The sequence below is a fragment of the Phyllobacterium ifriqiyense genome (genome assembly GCF_030817885.1).
Lineage (GTDB): Bacteria > Pseudomonadota > Alphaproteobacteria > Rhizobiales > Rhizobiaceae > Phyllobacterium > Phyllobacterium ifriqiyense.
This window is the reverse complement of the sequence record NZ_JAUSZT010000003.1, coordinates 50,536-75,582: the sequence shown is the minus strand read 5'-3', so window position 1 is coordinate 75,582 and position 25,047 is coordinate 50,536. Positions and strand designations below refer to the sequence as shown.

23 protein-coding genes and 1 other RNA gene are annotated in these 25,047 nt (G+C 53.0%); 15 read left to right on the top strand and 9 right to left on the bottom strand.

The genetic code is table 11. The features are described from left to right. Positions 1 to 385 precede the first annotated feature (385 nt). A complete protein-coding gene (locus tag QFZ34_RS07685; protein WP_370878724.1) occupies positions 386 to 1,321 on the bottom strand; it encodes a DMT family transporter in 936 nt (311 codons plus the stop codon). A 140-nt stretch (positions 1,322 to 1,461) separates the two neighbouring features. On the opposite strand from QFZ34_RS07685, the gene QFZ34_RS07680 reads away from it, so the two are divergent. Then, positions 1,462 to 2,697: an alanine racemase gene (locus tag QFZ34_RS07680; RefSeq protein WP_115052526.1), complete on the top strand. Its 1,236-nt coding sequence runs from the start codon at positions 1,462 to 1,464 to the stop codon at positions 2,695 to 2,697. On the opposite strand, the gene QFZ34_RS07675 is transcribed toward QFZ34_RS07680, so the two are convergent. The 8 genes from QFZ34_RS07675 to QFZ34_RS07640 all read right to left on the bottom strand — a co-directional run bounded on the left by QFZ34_RS07675 (position 2,692) and on the right by QFZ34_RS07640 (position 10,762). Then, complete coding sequence (locus QFZ34_RS07675; protein ID WP_307279239.1) at positions 2,692 to 3,903, bottom strand: lytic murein transglycosylase; 1,212 nt, start codon at positions 3,901 to 3,903, stop codon at positions 2,692 to 2,694. The genes QFZ34_RS07680 and QFZ34_RS07675 overlap by 6 nt on opposite strands. Before the next feature lie 114 nt (positions 3,904 to 4,017). After that, positions 4,018 to 4,836 (bottom strand): glycoside hydrolase family 25 protein, encoded by an 819-nt coding sequence (locus QFZ34_RS07670; RefSeq protein WP_115052528.1) that lies wholly within the window; start codon positions 4,834 to 4,836, stop codon positions 4,018 to 4,020. A 108-nt stretch (positions 4,837 to 4,944) separates the two neighbouring features. Then, positions 4,945 to 5,604: a class I SAM-dependent methyltransferase gene (locus QFZ34_RS07665; RefSeq protein ID WP_307279235.1), complete on the bottom strand. Its 660-nt coding sequence runs from the start codon at positions 5,602 to 5,604 to the stop codon at positions 4,945 to 4,947. Between the two features lie 3 nt (positions 5,605 to 5,607). Beyond that, on the bottom strand, positions 5,608 to 6,873 hold the full coding sequence (locus QFZ34_RS07660; RefSeq protein ID WP_307279233.1) for a BtaA family protein: 1,266 nt from the start codon (positions 6,871 to 6,873) through the stop codon (positions 5,608 to 5,610). 166 nt (positions 6,874 to 7,039) lie between these two features. Further along, on the bottom strand, positions 7,040 to 8,080 hold the full coding sequence (locus tag QFZ34_RS07655) for an HlyD family secretion protein (RefSeq protein ID WP_115052531.1): 1,041 nt from the start codon (positions 8,078 to 8,080) through the stop codon (positions 7,040 to 7,042). A gap of 7 nt (positions 8,081 to 8,087) precedes the next feature. Beyond that, positions 8,088 to 9,731, bottom strand: coding sequence for an MFS transporter (locus QFZ34_RS07650; protein WP_370878723.1), 1,644 nt, complete (start codon positions 9,729 to 9,731; stop codon positions 8,088 to 8,090). 5 nt (positions 9,732 to 9,736) lie between these two features. After that, on the bottom strand, positions 9,737 to 10,183 hold the full coding sequence (locus tag QFZ34_RS07645; RefSeq protein ID WP_370878722.1) for a MarR family winged helix-turn-helix transcriptional regulator: 447 nt from the start codon (positions 10,181 to 10,183) through the stop codon (positions 9,737 to 9,739). Between the two features lie 78 nt (positions 10,184 to 10,261). Further along, positions 10,262 to 10,762, bottom strand: coding sequence for a GNAT family N-acetyltransferase (locus tag QFZ34_RS07640; RefSeq protein ID WP_307279226.1), 501 nt, complete (start codon positions 10,760 to 10,762; stop codon positions 10,262 to 10,264). A 172-nt stretch (positions 10,763 to 10,934) separates the two neighbouring features. Between QFZ34_RS07640 and QFZ34_RS07635 the strand changes: the two genes are divergently transcribed. The 14 genes from QFZ34_RS07635 (at position 10,935) to ftsW (ending at position 25,045) form a co-directional block, all read left to right on the top strand. Then, entirely contained in the window at positions 10,935 to 11,291 is a 357-nt protein-coding gene (locus tag QFZ34_RS07635) for an antifreeze protein (protein WP_115052535.1), read from the top strand. Positions 11,292 to 11,412: 121 nt separating this feature from the next. Beyond that, a complete protein-coding gene (locus QFZ34_RS07630; protein WP_115052536.1) occupies positions 11,413 to 12,132 on the top strand; it encodes a J domain-containing protein in 720 nt (239 codons plus the stop codon). Continuing rightward, positions 12,119 to 12,883 (top strand): N-acetylmuramoyl-L-alanine amidase, encoded by a 765-nt coding sequence (locus tag QFZ34_RS07625; RefSeq protein WP_115052537.1) that lies wholly within the window; start codon positions 12,119 to 12,121, stop codon positions 12,881 to 12,883. Before QFZ34_RS07630 ends, QFZ34_RS07625 begins: the two co-directional genes overlap by 14 nt. 214 nt (positions 12,884 to 13,097) lie before the next feature. After that, on the top strand, positions 13,098 to 13,856 hold the full coding sequence (locus QFZ34_RS07620) for a lytic transglycosylase domain-containing protein (protein WP_307279221.1): 759 nt from the start codon (positions 13,098 to 13,100) through the stop codon (positions 13,854 to 13,856). An 88-nt stretch (positions 13,857 to 13,944) separates the two neighbouring features. Then, an RNA gene (rnpB, locus tag QFZ34_RS07615) (RNase P RNA component class A) lies at positions 13,945 to 14,378 on the top strand. Between the two features lie 363 nt (positions 14,379 to 14,741). Then, positions 14,742 to 15,185 carry a division/cell wall cluster transcriptional repressor MraZ gene (gene mraZ / locus QFZ34_RS07610; RefSeq protein ID WP_115052539.1) on the top strand — a complete coding sequence of 148 codons (444 nt, stop codon included), beginning with the start codon at positions 14,742 to 14,744 and terminating at the stop codon, positions 15,183 to 15,185. Next, positions 15,185 to 16,222 carry a 16S rRNA (cytosine(1402)-N(4))-methyltransferase RsmH gene (rsmH, locus tag QFZ34_RS07605; protein WP_307279216.1) on the top strand — a complete coding sequence of 346 codons (1,038 nt, stop codon included), beginning with the start codon at positions 15,185 to 15,187 and terminating at the stop codon, positions 16,220 to 16,222. Before mraZ ends, rsmH begins: the two co-directional genes overlap by 1 nt. A 3-nt stretch (positions 16,223 to 16,225) precedes the next feature. Continuing rightward, the gene (ftsL, locus tag QFZ34_RS07600) at positions 16,226 to 16,639 is read left to right on the top strand and encodes a cell division protein FtsL (protein ID WP_115052541.1); all 414 of its coding nucleotides are present in this window, start codon (positions 16,226 to 16,228) and stop codon (positions 16,637 to 16,639) included. Then, positions 16,639 to 18,378 carry a peptidoglycan D,D-transpeptidase FtsI family protein gene (locus tag QFZ34_RS07595; RefSeq protein WP_115052542.1) on the top strand — a complete coding sequence of 580 codons (1,740 nt, stop codon included), beginning with the start codon at positions 16,639 to 16,641 and terminating at the stop codon, positions 18,376 to 18,378. The genes ftsL and QFZ34_RS07595 overlap by 1 nt, the downstream gene beginning before the upstream one ends. 72 nt (positions 18,379 to 18,450) lie before the next feature. Further along, positions 18,451 to 19,920, top strand: a complete 1,470-nt coding sequence (locus tag QFZ34_RS07590) for a UDP-N-acetylmuramoyl-L-alanyl-D-glutamate--2,6-diaminopimelate ligase (RefSeq protein WP_307279210.1) — start codon at positions 18,451 to 18,453, stop codon at positions 19,918 to 19,920. After that, positions 19,917 to 21,350, top strand: coding sequence for a UDP-N-acetylmuramoylalanyl-D-glutamyl-2,6-diaminopimelate--D-alanyl-D-alanine ligase (locus QFZ34_RS07585; protein ID WP_307279209.1), 1,434 nt, complete (start codon positions 19,917 to 19,919; stop codon positions 21,348 to 21,350). The genes QFZ34_RS07590 and QFZ34_RS07585 overlap by 4 nt, the downstream gene beginning before the upstream one ends. Before the next feature lie 32 nt (positions 21,351 to 21,382). Further along, positions 21,383 to 22,465, top strand: a complete 1,083-nt coding sequence (mraY, locus tag QFZ34_RS07580) for a phospho-N-acetylmuramoyl-pentapeptide-transferase (RefSeq protein ID WP_115052545.1) — start codon at positions 21,383 to 21,385, stop codon at positions 22,463 to 22,465. 10 nt (positions 22,466 to 22,475) lie between these two features. Next, on the top strand, positions 22,476 to 23,888 hold the full coding sequence (gene murD, locus QFZ34_RS07575) for a UDP-N-acetylmuramoyl-L-alanine--D-glutamate ligase (RefSeq protein WP_307279203.1): 1,413 nt from the start codon (positions 22,476 to 22,478) through the stop codon (positions 23,886 to 23,888). Further along, positions 23,888 to 25,045: a putative lipid II flippase FtsW gene (gene ftsW / locus QFZ34_RS07570; protein ID WP_307279196.1), complete on the top strand. Its 1,158-nt coding sequence runs from the start codon at positions 23,888 to 23,890 to the stop codon at positions 25,043 to 25,045. Before murD ends, ftsW begins: the two co-directional genes overlap by 1 nt. Positions 25,046 to 25,047 lie beyond the last annotated feature (2 nt).

Genomic DNA, 25,047 nt, shown 5'->3' with positions numbered 1-25,047 from the left:
AAGGTATCAGTCCTACGACCATTGCACCAATAAATGCGAACGCTGCACAGATCATAAGGACATTCATCGATCGAGTTAGTCCCATCGCTTGTCTCCTGCAGTTAACCCCCATAACATAGCGCAAATTCGCCACAGAAAAAGCCCAAATATTACCGAACGATGACAAAGAGTGTAGAAATTTTTTCTACAGCAACGATAAGTTTTTGAAACTAAACGTATTTAAACGTTTGAAAATGTCGAAAAAATCGAAAAAATTCTTTGCTGGCGGTAAAATTTTGCAGTGCGATAAAATTATCGCAGTTCTCGTTAGCGTGTTGCTTTGCCACATTTCGAACAGGATTAAGCCTTGGAGTTTCGGGCTAACTACAGAAATTTTATGACAATTCTATCTATTCGGCTTTCTGGAAAGCGCTAGAATACGGCCATCAATGATCAGCAGACCCAAAGCGATGAGGGCCATTCCGGCAATGTCTTGCACCGCCAGTTTCTCGCTAAGAAAAATTGTTCCAAGTAAAACGGCGCTGACCGGAACAATCAGGGTGACGAGGGAGGCATTGGTTGCTCCCGAAGCTTTCACGATTGAAAAGAACAGGATATAGGCGAAAGCTGTCGATAGCAGCCCCAATCCGAGAATGGCGGACCAGACGCCCAGGCTAATCCCATCCAAATGCGGCATGCCGTCATGGAGGAGTACGACAGGGACCATGATAAGAGTGGATGCTGTCATCTGTCCGGTTGCCGTTACTGTTGGCGGGATGCCTTTAAAGCGTTTGGCTAGGATGCTCGCGAAGGCGTAGGATATAGTTGCGGTTATGACAGCAAGCTCGGCCCATAGCGGCCCGCCAAGGCCAGTCAAAATTCCAGGCCCGATCATGACCACAATACCCACGATACCCATGAAAATGCCGGCAAGCTTGGCTGCCGTGACCTTTTCGTCGGCGGTCAGTATGGTCGCCAATATGACCGTCCAGATAGGGGTCGTTGCATTGAAGATAGAGGCAAGACCAGCACCTAGCGCTGTTTGCCCGATGAAAAGCAAAGAAAAGGGAATGACATTGTTCAACAGGCCGAGTCCGGCAAAACCGAGCGCGTGGCGACGATAGTCCCAGAAATTAACACCGCGGCTTGCAAGATAAATATGCAGCGCCAGGGCTGCTATGACAACGCGAAACAACACCAGCGTGAGGGGTGGAACGACTTGTACAGCGATGCGCGCGAAGAAGAATGACCCACCCCAAATAGCACCTAGCAACAGCAATTGCAGCCAGACAAATCCGGACATGGAAAGGGGCGGCGGCACTTTGGCATCAGCTACGGACACGGCAATTACCCTTTCATGGTAAGCAGATTGCAAATCCTTAGCCATTTTATGGCGAGTCGCCACCCGATTCTTGCAACAAGTCGCGACTTTCATCCGTCACTTTCCCTTGCTAAGAGTCTGGAATGACGCGAGACACACAGATGCAACGATTCGCCACCGCCCGTGATGCAGCGCTTGAATTGCGCCCGGATCAACCGGTTTATTGCTTCAGGCCTCAGGTCCTCATCGAAGACGCTCATAACTTCATGAAGATGTTTCCGGGCGAGACCGCGTATGCGGTTAAAACCAATGGTGAAAACCTGGTACTGGAAACACTCGCCCGTAACGGTATCAACACGTTTGATGTAGCCTCGCCGGGAGAATTCGCGGCTGTTCGAAAAGTGGCGCCCAATGCGCATATGCTCTACATGCATCCGATCAAAGCGCAATCGGACATCCGTCTGGCGCTTGAAACCTACGGGATACGTATCCTTGCCGTAGACCATGAAGATGAGATCGCCAAGGTGACCCGCATTGTGCGGGCTTTGGATATCGATCCGGGCAGCATAACTCTCTACATTCGGTTGCAGACAAAGGGACATGCAGCATACGAGCTTTCAAAGAAATTCGGTGCTGCTCCGGCCCATGCCGTGGAATTGCTGCAGCGTTCAGAAAAAATTGGCTACAAAGTCGGCCTTTGCTTCCATGTTGGCAGTCAGATTGAAGATCCCGATACCTACGAACGCGCATTGCGCGCTGCCGATTGGGTCCGAAATCGCGCTGGCGTGACACTGGCCGGGCTTGATGTCGGCGGTGGTTTTCCTGCTGAGTATGGTCATGATCCCAAGCGCAAACAGGTCGAAATGCCCTCGCTCGGGCAATTAATGTCGCGATTGCGCGGTGACATCAACGAATATGGCTTTGGGGATTTGCCGCTGGTTGCCGAACCCGGACGGGTTATTGTTGCGCGGGCCTTTTCGCTGATTGTTCGAGTGCTTCTGCGCAAAGGCAGACGGCTTTACATCAATGATGGTATCTGGGCATCGCTTTCGGATTCCTGGACTGGAAAAATCACTTTGCCAGCCCGGTTTATCCCAGACCCTGCCAAGAAACATCGCAATGGCAATCCTGAAACGATTGTGCCTTTCCGTGTTTGCGGGGCAACTTGCGATTCCGTTGATATTTTGTCCCGCCCATTCTGGCTGCCGGAAACCGTGGATACCGGCGACTGGATCGAGATTGGCAATATCGGTGCCTATTCTCTGTCGTTGCGTACCCGGTTTAACGGTTTCTACCCCGATACATTTGTCGAGGTGGAAACACCGTTTGAGGCGGGCGGACGGCCGGAAGGTTTTGCTTCGCTGGAGACGATGGAATACGCGTCACAAGACCTATAGCTTGTTCAGTAGTTCCGGTGTTGGCCAGGAATCGGCTGGCAGGCCTAGTCGCATTTGTTCCTCGCGAACGGCGTCGCGGGTAAGAATGCCGAACACGCCATCAATTTTCGGGCCCATATCGTGGCCGCGCGCTGCCAGCTTGTTCTGCAGTTCTTTCATCTGTTCAGGGTTGAGACCCTGTTCAGGTGTGGTTTGTTCCAGCGGACCGGCTCCAGCCAAGCGTGTGGCAAAGTAAGCGGCCGTGGTCGCGTAGATGATGGACTTATTCCATTCTACAAAGATATCGAAGTTTGAATAGGAAAGGAAAGCTGGACCCTTTCGGCCCATCGGCAATAATAGCGATGCGTCGCCATCATCCGGGCCAAGCGGCCCCTTTAGGCCGGTTACACCCCATTCAGCCCATTTGGAGTGTGGCAGACGATTGGTGCGGATGGCGTTCTCCCATGGGAGTTCTTTGGTGAGTTTGACCTCTTCGAGCCATGGCTCGCCTTTGCGCCAGCCAAGATCGCGCATAACACGGGCGGCGGTCATGATCGCATCGGGTGCGGAGCCTTTCAGGTCAACCTTGCCATCACCGTCGCCATCAACGCCACGCTCAAGATAATCGGTTGGCAACATCTGCATTTGGCCAATTTCGCCAGCCCACGCACCGGTCGTCTTTGCATCAACAACGCCGCTGTCAAATAGCTTGAGCAGTGCAATCAATTGCGGGCGGAAAAGTTCAGGCCTACGGCAGTCGAAGGATAGCGTCAGAAGGGCATTCAGCGTATCGAAATCGCCCTGGACGGCACCAAAATCCGTCTCGAGGCCCCAAAAGGCCGAAATCACAGGACCGGGGACACCATATTCGGCCTCGGCTTTGGCAAAAGTATCGGCATATTTCTTCAGATTGGCTGCGCCCTGTTTCAGGCGGTAATCAGCAACCATGCGAGATGAAAACGTCAAAAATGTCTGGCTGAAAACGCCCTGCGCACGGTCGCGTTCCAAAACCTTGTCGTCCATCGAAGCCTTGAAAAGCTCGCTGATGCCTTTATCGCTGACACCCGCTGCCTTTGCTTCGGCGATCAAGCCATTGAACCAGGGTTCAAGTTCGCCTCCACAGGCGGGTTTGGCGACAACAGGTTGAGCTGGTGCAACCTGATCCAGAGCTTGAGCACTGGAAATGGTAAGCAGACTTGCGGCGATGGCGATCGATATTTTATTCATTGGGAAATCTCGTTGATGACGGGCGCGCCAAGGCACGCACACTTTCCCTGCTAATGCACGATAACCGTCGTCAGGTGAAGTCACAGAATAGAGAGAACTGTTCGACTCAAAGCTTTATCGAACCTTGTTGCGCGCCAGCCACTGTTTCCAGGCGCTTTCGCTGCCGGCAAAAACATTGATATCGGCATCTCCGCGTATGCCGGGGATGGAACCCGTTCCGGTATATTGCCAGAAGGTCCAAGGATGCGGTCCATATTTCTCATCAGGATGCCCCGCAACCGAGCGAAGCCAGAAAGGATAATCGGCGAGTTGGCGCAAATCATTGTCATCAAAGAAATCGACAGTGGTATAAATGATGGGGCGCTTGCCGTAGTGACGCTGTACGATGTCAATGAAGGTGCGCATCTCGCTGCGAACAATTGCTGCATTCGGTCTCAGCTTGCAGGTGGGTGATGCGGCGTTCCATTCCATATCCAGTACTGGCGGCAGGGCACCCGGGTCATTCGGCACATTGCGGATGAACCAACGGGCCTGATCGGCGGCAGAGCGGCAGAAATAGTAAAAATGGTAAGCACCACGCGGAACACCTGCAGCTCTTGCTGCTGCCCAATTTTCTGCAAAGCGGTCATCGACCCGGTCACCACCTTCCGTGGCCTTGATAAAGGCAAAAGAGATGCGGCTCGAGCGTGCAGTCTGCCAGTCTATGGTGGATTGATATTTGGAAACGTCCGTGCCGTGTATCGGATAATGCCAAGGTGTTTTTCCGGTCCATTCATGTGGATCGCTATCACCGTAGCGCGGTGCCTTGACATTGCCGGAGGGCGCATCCATCTGGCGTGTCGCGGAGGGTTTCCTGGCGTCCTCAAAATTATAGTCGACGGTCGTACAGCCGGTTAAAACGAGTGTCATCAAAGCGGCTGCAAGACGTTTCATATAAAATTTCCGCGGCTAGATCATTGTTCGGCATTGGTGCGATCTTACAGATGCACTATTATGCTTAACAGATCATGAGCGGTCGCGCTGACCCACGTGGGATCGAAATTACATACCGTTCCGGCGTATAGTCGTTATCCAGGCAAATCCGCGATAAAGCCGTTGTTTCTGCACCGTGGCATTGTTTTTCAATGCAATGGATTCGGCAATATCGAACAGATCATTGCGCGGCGTGACATGATACCAGTCCAGCCACTTATAGAGTGCTTTGCGGGAAACGGACGGCAGATCGGCCAGATCACCGAAGTCAACAATATGAAGAGAGCCGTGCGGAGCAAGGTGGCTGACCGCTTCATGCATTACCAACTGCCATTGCGGGATCATTGAAACGGCGTAGGAGATAAAAATTCGGTCAAAATGCCGACGCGCGAAAAGAGCTTGGGGATTAAAGTCGGCTGCGTCTGCATAGGCGAGCTTGGCCCGCTTACCAAGACCGGCTATCTCTATTTTCTTATGCGCGGTTGCGAGCATTTCGTTCGAAATATCAATGCCGTAGAGGGAAGTCTTTGGATAAGCCTCGCCAGCAAGAATCAAATTCCGGCCTGTTCCGCATCCAATCTCGAGGATCGAGCCGCGTTCTGGCGGATTGAGACCGGCAATCATGGGGTCGCGGCCCAGCAGATAATATTTACGTGTCACATCGTAAAAATGGCGTTGATGCCGATAGACGCGATCCATGAGAGGACCATGTTCGATCTTCGTAAACATGATTCAGCCTCGGAATGTGTACAAATGAAATCCGCCATAAATAGAAGATCGGTCGCGCGCATGAAGCGTTTTCGACTGATCTTCCTTGTATTCCCACTGCGCTAGCGTTGCGTCATCGACACGGCCCGGCAAAAGAGAGGGCTCGGCGGCTGTGCGGAAGATTACCCGCGCGCCGGGAGCAGCTGTGCGGGTAATTTCAGTCCAAAGCTCATTGAGCTGCGTATCGTTCATCCAGTCTTGAGCATCCAGCAATATGAAGCGATCCACTGAGTTTTCAGGCTTTGCGCTCAGAAACTCCGTGTAGGACGCATTGACGACGCTCATTCGGCCGGCACGTTCACGCACTGCCGCAAAATTGTTGCGGGATAAATAAGGCGGTAGCGGACCGGTCTCCGCATTGTCGCTATAGCCGCGGCCAAAGGCTTGCCAAGCAAAATAGTTTTCTGAAAGCGGAAAACCGCAGGCGAGTTTTTCAAGGCGCCCACGCAATACCTCAGCCATATCGCCGTTTCCTGCAGTTGCAAGGGCATCATACTGCTGTGGTGGAATTCCGAGGCCAAAAAGCGAAGACTTCCGTGCGGTCGCCCAGCGGATCATGCGTTTGTCAAAGAGCGGGGCGAGGGCGGTGTCGAAATAAACCCGTTGTTCGGCAAGTGTCGATGCCTTCAGAATATCGCGCGGGTCAATACCGTAGAGTCTGGCAACGCGATGCCCCATGCCGATAAACAGGCCAAGCAGGCCATGGCGGTAAAGGTCGCGCGAAAAAATGGAGATACGCCGCCGGCCGGACACCATCCGCTTCTCCCAATAGGAGCGGCTGGTTGCATCAAGGTGCGGCCGGATGAAGCGTTCATAGGCCGTTAGATTGGATTTGCTGTCGGCAGTTCCATAGAACCGATAAAACGCATCGTAATTGGGAAGATTGACGACAGCAGCAAGCTTGAGGCGGTTGAAGGCAACGTGAGCCGTATTGAGATCAACGGCTTCAACGCTGGCAGGATCAGCCGTCAAATAGGACATGGCATTACAGCCGCCGGATGCAATCGTAACAATTCGATGACCGGCACCAATCTGCAGGGCCTCCATATCAACTTCCGGATCTTCCCATATTTGCGGATAGACCAGTCCCTTGAAAACGTGAGCAAATAGTCTTTCAGACAATCCGGCGCGTGATAGAAGCCGGTTTTGCCGAACAGCCCTGTTCAGTTTTTCATTGCTGATATGCGAGCGAGGAGGCGGCGTATTTGCAGACTGTCGAGCAACTGGCATCCAAACGAATCCCCTTTATTGGAAATTCCTGCTCGCCTAGCACCCGCATGTAACAAGTTGGTGACGCCGCTGTGACGTAATGGATGACGCTGATGACAATTTGATTCAAATTTTATTGATAAGTATTGGTTTTCGAATCTGATTCTTCCGCCTTGTGCTGACGCTGTCAGCGTTGGGGCGGTTCAGTTCGTACCACCACCGACATTCCGGGGGCGAGATATTGTGCCAGGTCCTGTCCTGGATCGACTGATATGCGTACAGAGATACGTTGCGCGACCTTTGTAAAATTTCCGGTGGCGTTGTCAGGTTTGATTACGCTGAATTCAGAGCCGGCTGCCGGTGCAAATCGTTCAACCTTGCCGGACAGTCTTTTGCGATTGAGAGCGTCGACTGTGAACGTGATCGGCTGCCCCAGTGCAATATTGCTAAGCTGCGTTTCCTTGAAGTTTGCGATAATCCAGACGTCGCTGGGGACAATTGCCATGAGCTGCGTTCCGGCACTGACATATTGGCCGAGCTTGACACCAACTTCGCCAAGCGTGCCATCCCGTGGAGCTACAATTTTAGTGTTCGACAAATCGATATCAGCCAGTTCAACGGCTGCCTTTGCGCCTGCGACTGCTGCTTCCAACGAACCGCGACTGACCTTAATGGTTTCAAGATCCTGATTGGACACTTCCAGTGCTGCTTTGGCCTGAGTTACAGATGCCTGGGCTTGCTCCAATGCTGTTTCACTTTGCTCTGCGTCACTCTTTGTCAAAACACCCTGACGGGCCAATGGCTCGATGCGGGCCCAATTGGCCTGTGCTCGCCGCAATACAGCCTCGGCGCTGTCGAGTTGTGCCTGGCTGGATCCAATGCGTGCCTCGGCGGCACGTTGCTGCTGTGTTGAGTTGTCAAGAGCGGCTTGCTGACTGGCGAGAGTCGCTTTTGCCTGATCCAGTTTTTGCGCAAAAATCCGGTCGTCAATTTTGGCCAGAAGTTGACCCTGTTTGACCTTGTTATAATCCTGAACCGGAACATCAACGATATAGCCGCTCAACTGCGGACTAATCAGAGTGACATAGCCCTTCACATAGGCATTTTCTGTTATCTCGATATCGCTCTGAAATGGTGGCAGGCGCCAGGCATAAAGCACAAGCACGAGCCCGGAAATTCCAATAAGGATGGCAATTATCGTTGCCGAATGGCGCATATATTTAGACATCATCTGATCAACTCGTTTGAATGGCGAGAACGGTTTCCCGGTTGCGGAAAAGTGCGCGCAGGGAGACGTGCGTTAAAAGAATAATGAGCGCGAAAAGCGAAATACCGGCAATGAGCAGAAACGCATCATTATAGGCGAGGATATTGGCTTCACGCGTCGTTTGTTGGGAAAGCAGCGCTATTCCTTCTGCGTTTAACAGGGTGCCGTCGGTAATCGATCGGCTATAACCCGCTGTCAGTTGCCCAACACGCTGAACCACAAGCGGATTAGATAGGACAATGCTTTCTGCCAGGATATTGGAATGGAATTTCTCGCGTATCGTTATGAACGTACCGAAAACCGCTTGCCCGAAAAGCCCCCCAAGACTTTGTGTGGCTAGAAACACGATAATGAAACTGAGAATGTAGTTTGGCCCGCGTTTCAACGCTGAACTTAGCCCGACGGACATGGCTGGCGGCAAGAAGAGAGCTGTGGCAGCGGCTATGCAAGCTTGACTCGCATACATTTGCGCTGGGCGCGTGAGGTTCGTTGATTGGCTGTCCATATAGGAGCCGGCAATAAGAAACATCAAGGCAACGGCATGGATCGCAGGCACTCTTTCGGGTGTCATCACTGCGGCACATGAGAGGCCCGCTACAATCATTGCCGCCATGGAGACCATATAGATCATGCTGATTTGATCGTTTAACAGGCCCAGATTTTGAAAGAAATTATTGGCGACGGTTGATTGTTCGGAGACGACAAGCCTGAAAAGCAGAATTGTTCCGGCGAAATGAACGATCTCCTTGCTGGCAATCCAGCGGATATCGAGGAGGGGTTTTTCCCGGTTGAGCTCAATAATGACCGCAGCCGTAATGGTGACAACTGCAATAGCCAGAAGCACACCAAGCCAAGGGGCTTCAAACCACCAATAGAGCCTACCGGTAACGAGCGTCACGGCGATACAACCGAAACCGATGGCTATCAAAAGATAGCTGATAATATCCAATTTCTCGATGACCTTTGCCCTTGGTATGGGTGTCAGAGGGAGAAGATAGATAACGCCAAATGCGATAAGGGCGAGAGAAATTTCGAACGTATATAATCCGCCCCACTGGCCGATATCCAACAGCGTGGGCGAAAGCAGGCGAGCCAGAGGCGAGGCCAGCGATATATTCGTTAGCACCAGACATATGGCTATTGTCATCTTGCGCGCCGGTGTGAACGCCTCAAGCATGTAAAGGAAGGCAAGACTCGACAATGGAGCTGCGGCAATGCCGCTGACAAAACGAATGATGATGGCCGATTGCAAATCTGTGACCACCAGATGCAGCAGCGATACAAGCACGAAAATTGCCAAGCTTAACTGGGCAAAATTTCGCAAGCCATACTGATTTCTGATCTTGATAAGTGCAATCGACAGGCTGACATTGGGTGCCATATAGGCAGCGATCAGCCAGGTGGTTTCGGTGTTTGTTGCACCGAGATAGCCCTGAATCTGCGGGATATTTGTAGCGATCAGATTCATTCCAAGGCCCTGCGTCATCGATAGCAGAGTTGACGCGCCAATATAGGCAGCCGAGCGGAGCGGATGCATAGGAACGGGCGCCGCAGGGGGAGGCGGTGCAGTCTTGATCGGATCATAACCGACAAACTCAGCTTCGGGGAGCATGTGGCTCAGTCCCTCTCGTCGAGTTCGTTGATATTGCGGTTAATTGACCGAAGGACATCTACTGTGTTCTGCAGGTCTTCGCTCTCGATACCCGCCAGGACATCAGCGCGCAGCTTTTGGGCAAGATCATTGACCTTTTTTGCTAATGTCCTGCCGGTCACCGTGATGTGAATTTCCTTGGCGCGCCGGTCCCCTTCTGCCTCTTTGCGTTGAATGAATCCCTGACTCTCAAGACCGTCAAGCAAGCGCACCATGGTGGGTGTTTCTATATCCAGCTCTTCTGCAAGCTCCTTTTGATTGAGCACTGCAAGCCTGTCGAGCAGCAACAATGTCCGCGCTCTGGCTTGTGTCAGTCCTAATTCTTTCACACGCGAATCAAAATGCGTGCGCAGCTTTCGGCTGGCTCTGCCCAATTCGTCCACAAAAATGAAATGTAAGCCACGATGTGCCATAAGATAGCTATATAATAAGTAGGTTGCTAATTATTAATGTGCGATATAACTCCAAATGGATTGGATTTCAAGGTCGTGTCAACGTAGATCGAGACGCAGGAGTTCGTCCGTATAAGATTTGCCGTCGATACGCAGGGCATCCTTCTCCACGCCGAACACCTCAAAACCCAAGCTGAGATAGAGCGTGCGGGCTGTAATATTGGCAGCCATGACGGTCGCGTGTAATGTATCAACGTGATTTCGAGCGTAATCGATAACTGCCAGCGTCAGTCTTTTTCCGAGCTGATGCCCGCGCCATCTCTCATCCACATAAACACCCCAAAGCAAACCCTTGTGTTTTTGCTTTGTCTTGGAGTTTGCGGCAAAGCCTGCAACGCCGATCAGTTCACCTTCAGCAAATGCACCGAAAACGGCGTTTGGCAGAGCGTCAAGGCGGCAGCGAATTTCGGCCATGTCGAGATCGGCCTCTTCTTCATAGCTTGAGCCGAATGCTTCCGGCGCCGCTTGCAATCCATGTAAGCGCAGTCGCTGGAATTGCTCTGCATCCTTCCTGTTCAATACCCGGATCGAAATATTCATATTCGGACTCCAAATATCACATCATGACAGGCAGATGACGAATGTCGCCATGTTTACAAAGAGATATCCACATAAGAGTTGAATGAAAATGAAAATAGAACTCCATTCCGCCTTATTTCAGATAGAGTGGATTCGAGGGGCCACTTGAGTACCTAGGAGAGGATTAAAACACATGAAGAATAAATTTGTTATCGCGTTGGCAGCTGTATCGTTGTTTGCTTTGGCTGGCTGCGGTGAAAGCGAGCAGAAGACCGAAACGCCACCTGCTACAACTGAAGCACCAGCTCCAGCACCGGCGCCGGCTCCAACAGCGGTTGAACCAGCAAAGCCAATGACTGCTCAAGACGCGATGAAGACCATTAAAGAGCAGGCTGCAACCATGACTGCTGAGCAAAAGCAGGCTGCCGTCGAAACCGCCCGCAAGGCAGCTGAAGAAGCCGCAAAAGCGGCGGGACAAACAGCCGATCAGGTTAAAGCCGCTGCCGACGCAGCTGAAAAAGCCATCAAGGACGCGCTTGGCGTTCAATAAAATTCAATTGGCAGGTCCGGCAGGCCTCATGTTTGCCGTACCTGCGCCCATCTATGTCAAACAGTTTTGATGCATAATTATCTCTCTCGCAATTGCGAAAAACTTTGAATAAAATAGAGCCATGTCTATTTGGCGCCGCATCAGCGATTTCATCACCACCACAGCAGTCGATGCATTCTCCAGCATTATCGAGGCTGTACGTACCGCATTTGAAGGCGATCCCGAAACGCGGCGACGCGTTGCGTTTTCGATAGCAATGATTGCCTTGTCGGCCAAAATGGCCAAGGCAGATGGCATTGTATCGCAAGCCGAGGTTAATGCGTTCCACGACATTTTTCATGTGCCTGAGCAGTATCAGGACCAAGTCACCAGATTATATAATCTGGCAAAGCAGGATGTCGCGGGTTACGAGGCCTACGCAACGCAGTTGGCTTCACTTTGCGGTTCCGGTCACCGGAACTGTCAAATGCTGGAAGATGTTCTTGATGGGCTTTTCCATATTGCCAAGGCCGATGGCGCATTGCACGACAAGGAATTGACATTTCTCGGCACGGTTGCGGAAATCTTTGCCCTTGATGAGGAAAAGTTTGACCGTGTCCTTGCGCGGCATGTCGGGCGTGGACAGGCAGACCCATATCTGGTCTTGGGTCTGGCGCGGAATGTAAATTTTGAGACTGCGCGCAAGCAGTATCGCGCGCTGGTTAGAGAAAACCATCCGGATATGTTGATTGCCCGAGGTGTGCCGGAAGAATTCATAGCTATCGCCAATCAACGTATAGCGGCTATCAATGCGGCTTGGGAACAAGTCGAAAAAGACCTGAAGGCATATGAACGCGTTTAAGCCCGATCATTTAAACGTGGCAGTTCACGCGTCGCCAAATTTCGGTCCCCGCAAGGATGGCAAGCGCCCGCATATTCTTATCCTGCATTATACTGGCATGGAGACGGGCGAAGCTGCCGAAAACTGGCTGGCAAACCCGGAAAGCGAAGTTTCCGCGCATTATGTCGTGCATGAAGACGGCAGGATCGTGCAATTGGTTTCCGAAAGTGAGCGCGCTTGGCATGCCGGAAAGGGCTCGTGGAAGGGCGAAACGGATATTAATTCTTGCTCAATCGGGATTGAAATCGTCAATGGCGGCCCGCTACTTGGATTCCCGGTGTTTCCGGGCGAACAGATCGACGCGGTTATCGACCTCTGCAAAGGCATAATCTCGCGCAATGGAATTCGCCCTGAAAATGTCCTTGCTCATTCAGATGTCGCACCTGCACGCAAGATCGATCCCGGCGAGAAATTCCCTTGGCCAGTGCTATTTAATTCCGGCGTGGGGCATTGGGTCGATCCGGCTCCGGTGCGCGGTGGTCGGTTCTTTTCTGCTGGTGATCAAGGGCAGCCAGTGGAGGCTTTGCAGTCCATGCTGGCTCTTTATGGCTACGGCGTACCTATTGATGGGGTCTTCGGAAATGCGACCGAATTGAGTGTTTTGGCCTTCCAGCGCCATTTTCGGCCGGCAAAAGTGGACGGAGTCGCGGACATGTCAACCATTGAAACGCTGCACAAGCTACTTTCTGCACTCCCGGCATTGTCAGCATAACGTATTGAACGTTAAAGCCTTTTCTGAGGGAAATTGTGCGATGCAGCATATATATTACAATGGGTTACACAAAGTTATTTGATGTATCAATATTCGGCTGCATTGGGCCGTCACATCCTAGCCCAGTGTTTCGGGCAGCCCATTTTGGATTTTTGGGCTCGGAACGTTCCCGGCGCGCATCTTTCGTGCGGCCCAAGAAATTAAACGGAAAACGATGACAAATAGATTTGGTATGATTTGCGCCCTTGTTGGGGCGGTGGCTTTGTTTGGTTCAAATTCAGCATTCAGTAAACCGGTCGAGGCCCAGCCGACAAACCTGGCAGATTATCTGAAGGCAAAGCGTGTTGAAGCCGACAAGAAAAAAACGACCGAAAAAACTGCAAAGAAGGTTGATGGAAAGAGCCAGGGCAAGAAGGTAAGTGCCAAGGTTTCATCCGGTAAAAAGGCTGCAGTAAAAACTCAGCGTATCTCAAAAAAGATTTCTGGTTCCAAGCGTCCGGTCGTTCAGGCAAAAGCCCGTTTCAAGACCACGACGGTAAACAGCCGCATTGATACAATGACAACCGGCAGCATTGCATCTGCCGCCTCTGCTGGTGGTTCGACCAAATATTCCAGCATCATCTCTTCTTACGCAGCGTCTTACGGTGTTCCGATTGCACTTGCTCATGCGGTCGTCCGCGTGGAAAGCAACTACCGGGCTGACATGACTGGCCGTGCTGGTGAGGTTGGTTTGATGCAGATCAAATATTCGACGGCAAAGGGCTTGGGCTACACAGGTAGCCGTCAGGCGCTCTATAATCCCGATACGAATATTCGTTGGGGTATGAAGTATCTTGCCGGAGCCCATAAGCTTGGCAATGGCACGACTTGCGGCACGATCCTGCGCTATAATGCAGGGCACGGCGCCACCCGGATGAATCCGATTTCGGCCAATTATTGTGCCAAGGTCAAACTGCAAATGGCGGCCAACTAAGCATTCGCTTGTTGCTTTGAGGAAGGCTGGATGACTATCCAGCCTTTTTTCATTTGCCTTTTCTGGAAGATAGGCATTTATACGGGCGCCAGCTGGCCGGGCAGCCGCGCATGTCATAAGCCGAAAGGCGGCATGTGAGGAAAGTCCGGGCTCCAGGGAAACACGGTGCCGGATAACGTCCGGCGGGGGCGACCCTAGGGAAAGTGCCACAGAAAGGAAACCGCCCCGTCTTTCGTTGTGCCGCGTCTATAATGGATGGGACACAAGGAATGACGGGGTAAGGGTGAAAGGGTGGGGTAAGAGCCCACCGCGCAACTGGTAACAGGGGCGGCAAGGCAAACCCCACCGGGAGCAAAACCGAATAGGGACGGCGTGCCTGACGAAAGTCAGGCGATCAGTTTCCGGGTCAGTCGTCCGGGTAGGTTGCAGGAGGCGGATGGCAACATCCGTCCAAGATGAATGGCTGCCGCGCCGGATGCAAATCCGGCCATACAGAACCCGGCTTACAGGCCAGCTGGCACTTTAAACTCTGCGATTATTTATCATTCTCCCCGTAAGGGAGGGGACTGGTTTGCGATTCCTAACGCTTCATTAAGCTTAATGATGGATAAATTCAGAATCGCCGGAAGTGTGCTTGGTTTTGCCAGCTACTTCCATCCTGTGTACTCTAATCCCATTGACGCCCATAGTGCCCCATGATATCGATTGATTTCATCAGTAGCGTTCAGTCGACACGGTGTTTCCCGACATTGGATCTTGCCATGCAGGGCCGGCATTTCGCCGGAGTTTCGACGCGCGCTTATGAGATTCTGTCTCCTCGGTTGCAGGGAGAGGCAGGGGCAGAACGATCAGAGACCCTTGAGGTCAGAACGGCGGGATTAAGCTTTGAACCGGTTCCTCGGGCATATGACGAACAGGATCGACGCAAAGGGGCGGGTTTCCGTTCCGGCTCAGTTTCGTCTGATTGTGCAGTCCGCCGGTCATACGGAGCTTTATGCCCTGCGCTCTCTTCATCTTCCTGCTCTGGATGTGGGCGGACCGGAACTGTTGACCCGATTCGACAAAAAGCTGGAAAGCGAAGATCCGTTTGCGGAGACAGCGGACGATATGTCGTTTTATCTTCACGCGGACGGCGGCTTCCTCAAATTGGACGCAGATGGGCGGATTACGGTGACGGATTTCCTGCGGGAACATACGGGCATCTCCACAGATGTGACCTTTGCGGGGGCGAATACGCATTTTCAAATGTGGCAGCCGGATCAATTCGAAGCGCATCGCAAAACAGTTCGGGCCCGGCTCGCGGAAAAACGCCGTCTGGAGGCGAATTGATGACCGGTTCTGACGCGGATAATGGCTCAAAAAACGCAGATGATCGTCATGTCCCGGTTCTGCTTGATGAAGTCATTGCTGCCTTGCAGCCGGAAAAAGGCCAGCGAATTATCGATGGAACCTTTGGAGCTGGTGGTTACACCAAGCGTATTCTTGAAACGGGCGCTGACGTAACGGCAATTGATCGCGATCCCTCTGCGATCGAAGCTGGCCGTGCCCTGGAAAAAGACTACGCGGGAAGGCTGACCCTCGTTCAAGGCACCTTTTCGACGCTGGATCAGGTTGCTCTTCTGGGTGCTCCCGATGGCATTGTTCTTGATATCGGTGTTTCGTCCATGCAAATTGACGAAGCCGAGCGTGGCTTTTCTTTCCAAAAAGATGGACCACTCGATATGCGCATGTCGAGTTCGGGTCCGAGTGCTGCTGACGTGGTCAATCGTCTCAAAATTGGCGACCTCGCGCGCATTTTCAATTTTCTTGGCGAAGAGCGTAACGCGGGCCGTATCGCCCGTATGATCGACAAGCGGCGTGCGACGGAGCCGTTTCATCGTACCCGCGATCTGGCCAATGCAATCGAAGCTCTGGTTGGTCGAAATCCGAAAGTTCCGATTCATCCGGCGACGCGTGTCTTTCAGGCGCTGCGTATTTTTGTGAATGATGAGCTCGGCGAATTGGTGCGCGCATTGCACGCGGCTGAACGTGTGTTGAAGCCCGGCGGACGGCTCGTTGTTGTAACATTCCATTCGCTTGAAGATCGCATCGTTAAACGCTTCTTTGCAGATCGTTCAGGCGCAGGCGGCGGCTCGCGTCATTTGCCGCAGGTCGAGCAGCGCCGCGCCACATTTACCCCGGTTGGCAAGGGGATCGTTGCGCCGACAGAGGCGGAGGCGGCGCGCAATCCGCGGGCACGTTCCGCCAAGCTTCGCGCAGGCATCCGCACGGATAGTGCGCCGCTTGTCGAAGATCATGCGATTTATGGTTTGCCTAATCTGCCCATATTTCATGAAACCCAGTCTCAGAAGAAAATGGGGAGTTGACCAGTGCTGCGTACCTTCGACATCATTTTGATCGGGTTGATGATAGCGGCGGCGTCGATAACCTATAAGATCAAGCACGACGCCGAGAAGCAGATGAATCAAGTGACGAAGCTTGAGCGCATGATCTCGGATGAGAACGATACGATTGATCTCTTGAAGGCTGATTGGAGTTTGCTCACCCAGCCAAACCGTTTGCAAAAACTGATAGAGACCTTCCAGGGTCAGCTTGATCTTCAACTCGTTGAAGCCAATCAGATTATAGACATCAATGATCTGCCCCAACCAAAGCCGGTTGTTTTTGACTCTGTCGCAGACATCATCACCGAAGCCAGCGCCAAGGACTTGAAGCCGGATTCTACGTTGACCGGCAGCGTGGCAAAAAAGGCTAATCCCGCACCAAAAGGAGCTGCACAATAATGGCTGCTGTTTGGATCAAGCGGAAGAAGATCGATCTGGAGTCTGGAACTGCACCGGCCTTTGCCGTGGATGCAAAAAAGAAGAAATCAGGCAATCGCGCGCGCAACCGTGTTGTCATGGCCATTGCTTGCTTCATAGGCATATATAGCGTCATCGGCGGAAGACTGATCTATTACGGGATTCAGGAAGATACGACCGGATATAATGGCCCAACTGGTACGGTGCTGGCTGCGCGACCGGATATTCTTGATCGAAATGGCGAAGTCTTGGCAACCGATATCAAGACGAATTCGCTTTATGCTGAACCGAAGAAGATCATTGACCCTGATGAAGCCATTGAGCTGCTTTCGACAGTGCTTCCTGATCTCAATTTCGAGCAGACCTACAGCCGGCTGAAAAGCAAGGCAGGATTTGCCTGGTTGAAACGTGGCCTGACGCCACAGCAAAAGAGCCAGATCATGGCTCTGGGCATACCTGGCATCGGTTTTCGCACGGAGAAGGCACGGTTCTATCCAGGTGGTCCTACCGCTTCGCATATTCTCGGTCTCGTAAATATCGACAATCAGGGCATTGCCGGTATGGAGAAATATATCGACGAACATGGCCTGTCGGATCTGCGGGACGCAGGACTTGCAGACAGCCGGTCGCTTGAGCCCGTCAGGCTTTCGATTGATCTGCGTGTGCAGCATGTGGTGCGCGATGTGGTTGTTCAGGCCATGCAGAAATATAGCGCCATCGCCGCTGGTGCAGTCGTATTGAACGTCAAGACTGGCGAAGTTCTAGCCATGGCATCGGCCCCGGATTTTGACCCGAATAATCCATATAATGCTCTGGAAAAAGACCGGCTTAACCGCATGTCTGCCGGTGCCTTTGAGATGGGTTCGACAATCAAAAGCTTTACCACGGCAATGGCGCTGGATTCCGGCAAGGTCAATTTGCAAAGCACATTCGACGCGCGCCGCCCGATCACTATTGGCCGCCAGACGATCCGGGATTTCCATGGCAAGGGCCGGGTTCTTACCCTGCCTGAAGTGTTCATTTACTCATCCAATATCGGGTCGGCAAAAGAGGCCGATGTTGTTGGCATTGACGGTCATCGTGAGTTCCTGCACCGCATGGGCCTCCTTGACCGTATGGTGACAGAGCTGCCGGAAGTGGCCCGGCCAATGGAGCCAAAAGTCTGGAAGAAAGTGCATTCCATCACTATCGCATTCGGTCATGGTATGGCGACGACACCCTTGCAGACTGCGGTTGGAGCGGCTGCTCTCATGAATGGCGGTCGCCTGATGCCTCCGACATTCCTGCCGCGTACCATGGAAGAAGCCAATAAAGTCGCCAAACAGGTCGTGAGCGAAAAGACCAGCGAAGATATGCGTTATCTGTATCGCCTGAATGCTGAAAAAGGTTCCGGTGGTTCGGGTAATCGCGCAACGGTGCCTGGCTATCGCGTTGGCGGTAAAACCGGGACAGCGGAAAAAGTCGTCAATGGACGGTACTCCAAGGATGTCAGGTTCAACGCGTTTGTCGCCGCATTTCCGATCGATAAGCCTGAATATGTGGTGTTGACGATTGTAGACGAGCCGAAGGCCGAGGCAGGTAAAATCGGCGCTACTGCCGGTTTCAATGCAGCGCCTATGGTTCAGGAAATCATCCGCCGTTCAGCCTCTTTCTTGGGCGTGCAGCCGGATTTCAACGAAGAACAAATATCTGCTCCAATGATGGTGAACTTTAACCAATAACACTCGGAAAACGAATCAATAAGAGGCGTTTTTCAACCGAACTCATGGGAAAGAACAGGTTCCGGTCCGGCCATGAAATTGAAAGAATTGAACGGCATCCCTGCCTTGGCAATCTCCGAATTTGGGGAAAGAGCCATCACTGGTCTGACATCGGACTCCCGACAGGTTCAGAAGGGATACGTTTTTGCCGCCCTCAAAGGGGTAAAGGCTGACGGGATAGCCTATGCTCAGGATGCTGTAAAAAGAGGCGCGTCGGTTATCATCGCGTCGAGTGGCGCCAAGCTTGGAAATATTGGTGCGCCGATCATTTATGTTGACGATCCGCGCCGTACACTGGCGCTTGCCGCGGCGAGTTTTTATGGAAGCCAGCCTGATGTGATGGTCGCTATCACCGGGACGAGCGGGAAAACCTCTGTTGCCTCCTTTACGCGGCAGATCTGGGCGCAGGCAGGTTTCGCATCCGCCAGCATTGGCACTACAGGCGTCATCTCGCCGACACGCGATGATTATGGTTCTCTGACAACGCCGGATCCGGTTGAACTCCACAAGCTGTTGAGTGAACTTGTGGAGGAAGGCGTTACCCATGCGGCTATGGAAGCGTCATCTCACGGTCTCGATCAGCGCCGTCTTGACGGTGTAAAGCTCACAGCCGGTGCGTTCACCAATCTCGGCCGGGATCATATGGATTACCACCCCACGGTCGAAGAATATCACGCGGCCAAGCTGCGGCTTTTCACAGAACTCCTGCCGAAAGATGCGCCCGCGGTCATTTTTGCCGACGATCCTTTTTCCAAGGCGACAATCGCCGCAGCGGCGGAAGCTGGCTGCAAAGTATTGACTGTCGGTCGCAAGGGCGAATTCATATCGCTGAAGCGGGTTGAACATGAACGTTTCCGCCAGCACGTTGAAGTGCATATTGCGGGCGAGATTTATGAAATAACATTGCCGCTCGCTGGTGATTTCCAGGTCGCCAATGGGCTCGTTGCTGCGGGTCTTGCCATCGCAACGGGCGTTCCGGCAGCAGCGGCGATGCGTGGCCTTGAGCGCCTCAAGGGCGCTCCGGGACGGCTTGATCTGGTGGGGGCGACGGAAGAAGGCGCGCCCGCCTATGTTGATTATGCGCACAAGCCTGATGCGCTTGAAAATGTACTGACGTCAGTGCGCCCATTTACGACTGGCCGCGTTATCGTGGTCTTTGGTTGCGGTGGTGATCGTGACAAGGGCAAGCGTCCGATGATGGGCGAAATCGCTACGCGGTTAGCAGATGTCGTTATCGTTACGGACGACAATCCACGCTCTGAAGTGCCCGCAACCATACGCGCCGAAATTCTCGCGGCTGCTCCCGGAGCCCGCGAGATCGGCGACCGGCGCGAAGCTATCCGCGAAGCCGTTGCAATGATGAAGTCGGGCGACACCTTGATCGTTGCGGGAAAAGGTCATGAAGAAGGCCAGACTGTCGGCGACGTCGTGCTGCCATTTTCGGACCACGTTGAAGTAGCTCAGGCATTGAAAGACCGTATACCACAGGAGGGCGGTATATGAGTCTTCTATGGTCTTCCGATGCCATGATCGCCGCCATGAATGGCAGGCCGGTCGGTAAACTTCCGGAGGGCATCACCGGCATTTCCATCGATACGCGGACATTGCGCGATGGCGAGGCGTTTTTCGCAATCAAAGGCGACGCCTTGGATGGTCATGACTATGCCACCGCCGCAATTGCAGCGGGTGCGGCGCTTTTGGTCGTTGCAGAGGCCAAATTGCCTGCTCTTGGCAAGCTGAAAGCTCCTATGATTGTTGTGGACGATGTTTTGGCCGCCATGACGCGGCTTGGCATTGCCTCGCGCGAGCGCTCTCACGCACAGATTATTGCGGTAACTGGCTCCGTCGGCAAGACGACAACAAAAGAAGCACTGCGTCACGTTCTTTCCGAAGTCGGTAAGGTTCATGCCTCGGTTGCATCGTTTAATAATCATTGGGGCGTGCCCCTGACGCTTGCACGCATGCCGCAGGACACGGATTACGGCGTCTTCGAAATCGGAATGAACCATGCCGATGAGATTCGTCCGCTGGTTAAAATGGTGCGCCCACACGTGGCGATCATTACATTGATTGCTCCGGCACATCTTGGCCATTTCAAAAACCTTCAGGAGATTGCGACAGCCAAGGCGGAAATTTTTGAGGGCCTGCTGCCCGGTGGCTATGCTTTGCTCAATCGCGACGACAAGCACTACAAGTTTCTGGAGAAACTTGCGCTTGAAGCCGGTGTCGAGCACATCAAATCCTTTGGTGAGAATGCCAGGGCTGATTATCGGCTGATGAAGCTCAAACTGCACGACGCCTGTTCGTGCATGACTGCGCGGCTTGCCGGCGAAGAGGTTGTCGCAAAAGTTGGCGCACCTGGCCGCCACATCGTTCAGAACGTTCTGGCGGTGCTCGGTGCTGCACATCTCACAGGCGCTGATATGGCCAAAGTTGCCTTGGCGCTTTCATCGCTTCGCGCTGAAAGCGGACGTGGTGAGAGACACACGCTTGAGATCGCAAAGGGCACATTTACGCTAATTGACGAGAGCTATAATGCAAATCCCGCATCAATGCGCGCAGCTGTCGAACTTCTCGCGTCTGCAACCCCGACAGGCAAAGGGCGCCGTATTGCCGTTCTAGGCGATATGCTGGAACTGGGAAAACAATCGCCCAGGCTGCATGCCGAGCTATCGTCAGTTATTGCGGCAAACAATATCAACATGGTTTTTCTCGGCGGACCGGAGATGGCGGCGCTGAAAGCAGCCATGCCGGTTGAAATTCGTGCCGAATACAGGCAGAGCGTGGAAGAGTTGCAACCGCAATTGCTGAATACGATCAGAGCTGGTGACGTGATCATGATCAAGTCGTCCAAGGGGACCGGCTTCTCCCAGATCGTCAAAACGCTCTTGCAGAAATATAACACCGCCGAACCTCTCGCTCCTGCCGAGTGAGCCTGCGGGGGATGGGGAAAGGGCACTAATCAATGCTTTATTATCTTGCCGGCCTGGCGGAACAGCTACAGTTTCTCAACGTGTTTCGTTATATCACGTTCAGGACCGGCGGGGCGCTGATTACCTCCGCGCTCATTGTTTTCCTTTTCGGGCCACGGATCATTGATTCCTTGCGCGTCCGTCAAGGTCGCGGCCAGCCAATACGCGCAGATGGCCCACAGACCCACTTCAAGAAGGCCGGTACGCCAACAATGGGCGGACTGATGATTATGACGGGCATTATCATTTCATCATTACTCTGGGCCAACTGGTCCAATATTTATGTATGGGTTGTGCTGCTCGTCGCCTTGGGTTTCGGTGCAATCGGCTTCTATGATGATTATCTGAAGGTCAGCAAGCAGGCGTCCAAGGGTTTTTCCGCCCGCGCGCGTCTTGGCATCGAATTCCTTATTGCAGCCATTGCCGGTCTGACGATCATGTGGGCAGGGCAGGAGCCTTTCTCCTCGTCACTCACATTTCCTTTCGCCAAAGAGTTTATACTCAACCTTGGAATTTTCTTCGTTCCGTTTGCAGCCTTCGTCATGGTTGGCGCGGGCAATGCAGTGAATTTCACCGACGGTCTTGATGGTCTGGCAACAGTCCCGGTCATGATTGCTGCTGCCTCCTTCGGCGTCATTGCCTATCTGGCGGGTAACGCGATTTTCGCGGACTATCTGCAGATTCACTTCACTCCCGGCACGGGTGAACTCGCCGTAGTGCTCGGTTCTGTAATCGGAGCGGGGCTCGGCTTCCTCTGGTTCAACGCGCCGCCTGCTGCGATTTTCATGGGTGATACAGGTTCGCTGGCCCTTGGCGGATTGATCGGCGCTGTCGCTGTCGCTACCAAGCACGAGATCGTGCTTGCCATTATCGGCGGCGTTTTCGTCATGGAAGCCATGTCCGTGATCATCCAGGTTGCCTCGTTCAAAATGACGGGAAAGCGGGTTTTCCTTATGGCGCCGATCCATCACCATTTTGAAAAGAAGGGCTGGACCGAAAGTCAGGTCGTGATCCGTTTCTGGATTATTGCCGTGATCCTCGCGCTCATCGGTCTTTCAACTCTGAAACTGAGGTAGGGCTGCAAGTATGATATCTGCCCACTCCATGAAGGACAAAACCGTCGCGCTCTTTGGGCTCGGCGGTTCGGGCATTGCAACGGCCCAAGCCATTATTGCTGGTGGTGCGAGGGTTATTGCGTGGGACGATAATCCTGACAGCGTAATGCGCGCCCAAGCCGCAGGCGTTACAACCTCTGATTTGCGTAATGTCGATTGGAAACAGTTTTCCTCTTTTGTCTTGTCCCCAGGGGTCCCATTGACCCATCCGCGTCCGCATTGGAGCGTTGATCTTGCGCGGGCAACCGGGGTCGAGATTATCGGTGACATAGAATTATTCGTGCGGGAGCGTAATCTTGTCCTCGCAGATAGCCCGGGTGCGGAGATACCGTTTATCGCCATCACCGGCACGAATGGGAAATCCACTACTACTGCTCTTATCGCCCACATCATCAAATCATCGGGTCGCGACGTGCAACTTGGCGGCAATATTGGCACAGCAATCATGACGCTGGATCAACCGGAAAACGGGCGTATCTATGTGGTTGAATGTTCTTCATACCAGATCGATCTGGCGCCTTCGATCAATCCGACTGCGGGTATTTTATTGAACCTTACACCGGATCATCTGGATCGCCACGGCACCATGCAGCACTATGCCGAGATCAAGGAAAGACTGGTGGCGGGAAGCCAAACTGCGATTATTGGCGTTGATGACAGTTTTTGCGCTGCAATTGCCGACCGGCTGGAACGCGCTGGAAAACGTGTCGCGCGGCTTTCCAAGCGTATGCCCATAGCGGAAGGTTATTTTGCTGAAGGAAGCCAGTTGTTCCATGCCCATGACGGTGTGACGACGGCAATTGCTTCGCTTGAAGGGATAGGGTCGCTGCGCGGCGAGCACAATGCGCAAAATGCTCTTGCAGCTTTTGCCGCGTGCCGTGCGGCTGGTCTGTCGGCTGAAGAGATCAATGCTGGTCTGAGAACGTTTCCTGGTCTTGCTCATCGCATGGAGCAGGTTGCCAAGCTAGGCTCGACACTCTTCGTCAACGACTCCAAGGCGACAAATGCCGAAGCTGCAGCGCCTGCATTGTCTTCCTTTCCACGTATTTACTGGATCGCTGGTGGGCTGCCTAAAGAAGGCGGCATCGCTTCGCTGTCGGGTTTCTTTCCGCGTATCGCTAAAGCCTATCTCATCGGCGAAGCTGCCCCGCAATTCGCGGCAACCCTTGGTGATACCGCACCTTATGAGATTTCCGGTACAATTGACGTTGCCGTTCGACATGCTGCATTGGACGCAAGCAAAGACGAAGCCGGCGAGCCTGTGGTTCTGCTGTCTCCTGCCTGCGCCAGCTTCGATCAGTTTCAGAATTTTGAAAAACGCGGTGAAGCTTTCCGCTCTGCCGTTCTTGCGCTTCAGGGCGCATCACCTATTGGGGGTCTGTAATGGTAAGTCGTATTGACCGTGGTCCCGTTGCTGAGTGGTGGTGGACGATTGATCGCTTTCTTCTGGCTGCATGTCTGAGCCTGATGGGCCTTGGCATTTTGTTGTCTTTTGCCGCAAGTCCCGCTGTTGCCGAACGCATCGGGCTTGAGAGCTTTTATTTCGTCAAGCACCAGTCCATGTTCATGGTTCCGGCTGTGATCGTCATGTTTGCGGTATCGTTTATGGCGCCAAGAACGATTAGGCGATTTGCGATCATCCTGCTCGCCGGTGCGATATTTGCCATGGTGCTTGCCCTGTTTTTCGGCATTGAAGTCAAAGGCGCACGCCGCTGGATTTCGCTCGCGGGCATATCGGTGCAGCCGTCCGAGTTCATGAAACCGGCATTTGTGATCGTTTGTGCCTGGCTTTTTGCCGAAAACGAACGCCGCAAGGATATCCCTGGCAATTTCTTTTCGATGGTTCTGTTCGGCGTTGTTGCTGCCTTGCTGATTGCTCAGCCCGATCTTGGTCAAACGATCCTGACTGCGGGTACATGGGGTGCCATGTTCTTCATGGCTGGTGTTCCGTGGATATGGATCATTGCTTTGGGCGGTCTTGGTGTGGCCGGGTTCTTTGGCGCTTATACGGTTTTTCCGCACGTTGCCGGCCGTATTGACCGCTTCATGACGGGCGAGGGCGACACGTTTCAGGTTGATGCCGGACGTGAAGCCATCATCCGCGGCGGCTGGCTCGGCCAGGGCCCAGGTGAAGGAACCATCAAGCGTATCATTCCGGACAGTCACACCGACTTCATTTTCTCGGTGACTGCCGAAGAATATGGAATCGCGCTCTGTCTCTTGATCGTTTTGATTTTCGCTTTCATCGTTATTCGCGGTCTGTCGATAGCCTTGAAGGAGCGTGATGACTTTACACGTCTTGCTGTGTCCGGGCTGGTGATCCTGTTTGGTTTTCAGTCCATCATCAATATTTCGGTCAATCTGCATCTTATGCCTGCCAAGGGTATGACGCTGCCATTTATCTCCTATGGCGGTTCTTCGCTTATCTCCGTGGCGATCTCGACCGGATTATTGCTGGCTTTGACCAGGCGCAGGCCAGAGGGGCGCCGCTCCGCAACTTTGGGAAATTCGCAGAGACCTGCCATGATGGGTGCAGGATAGCC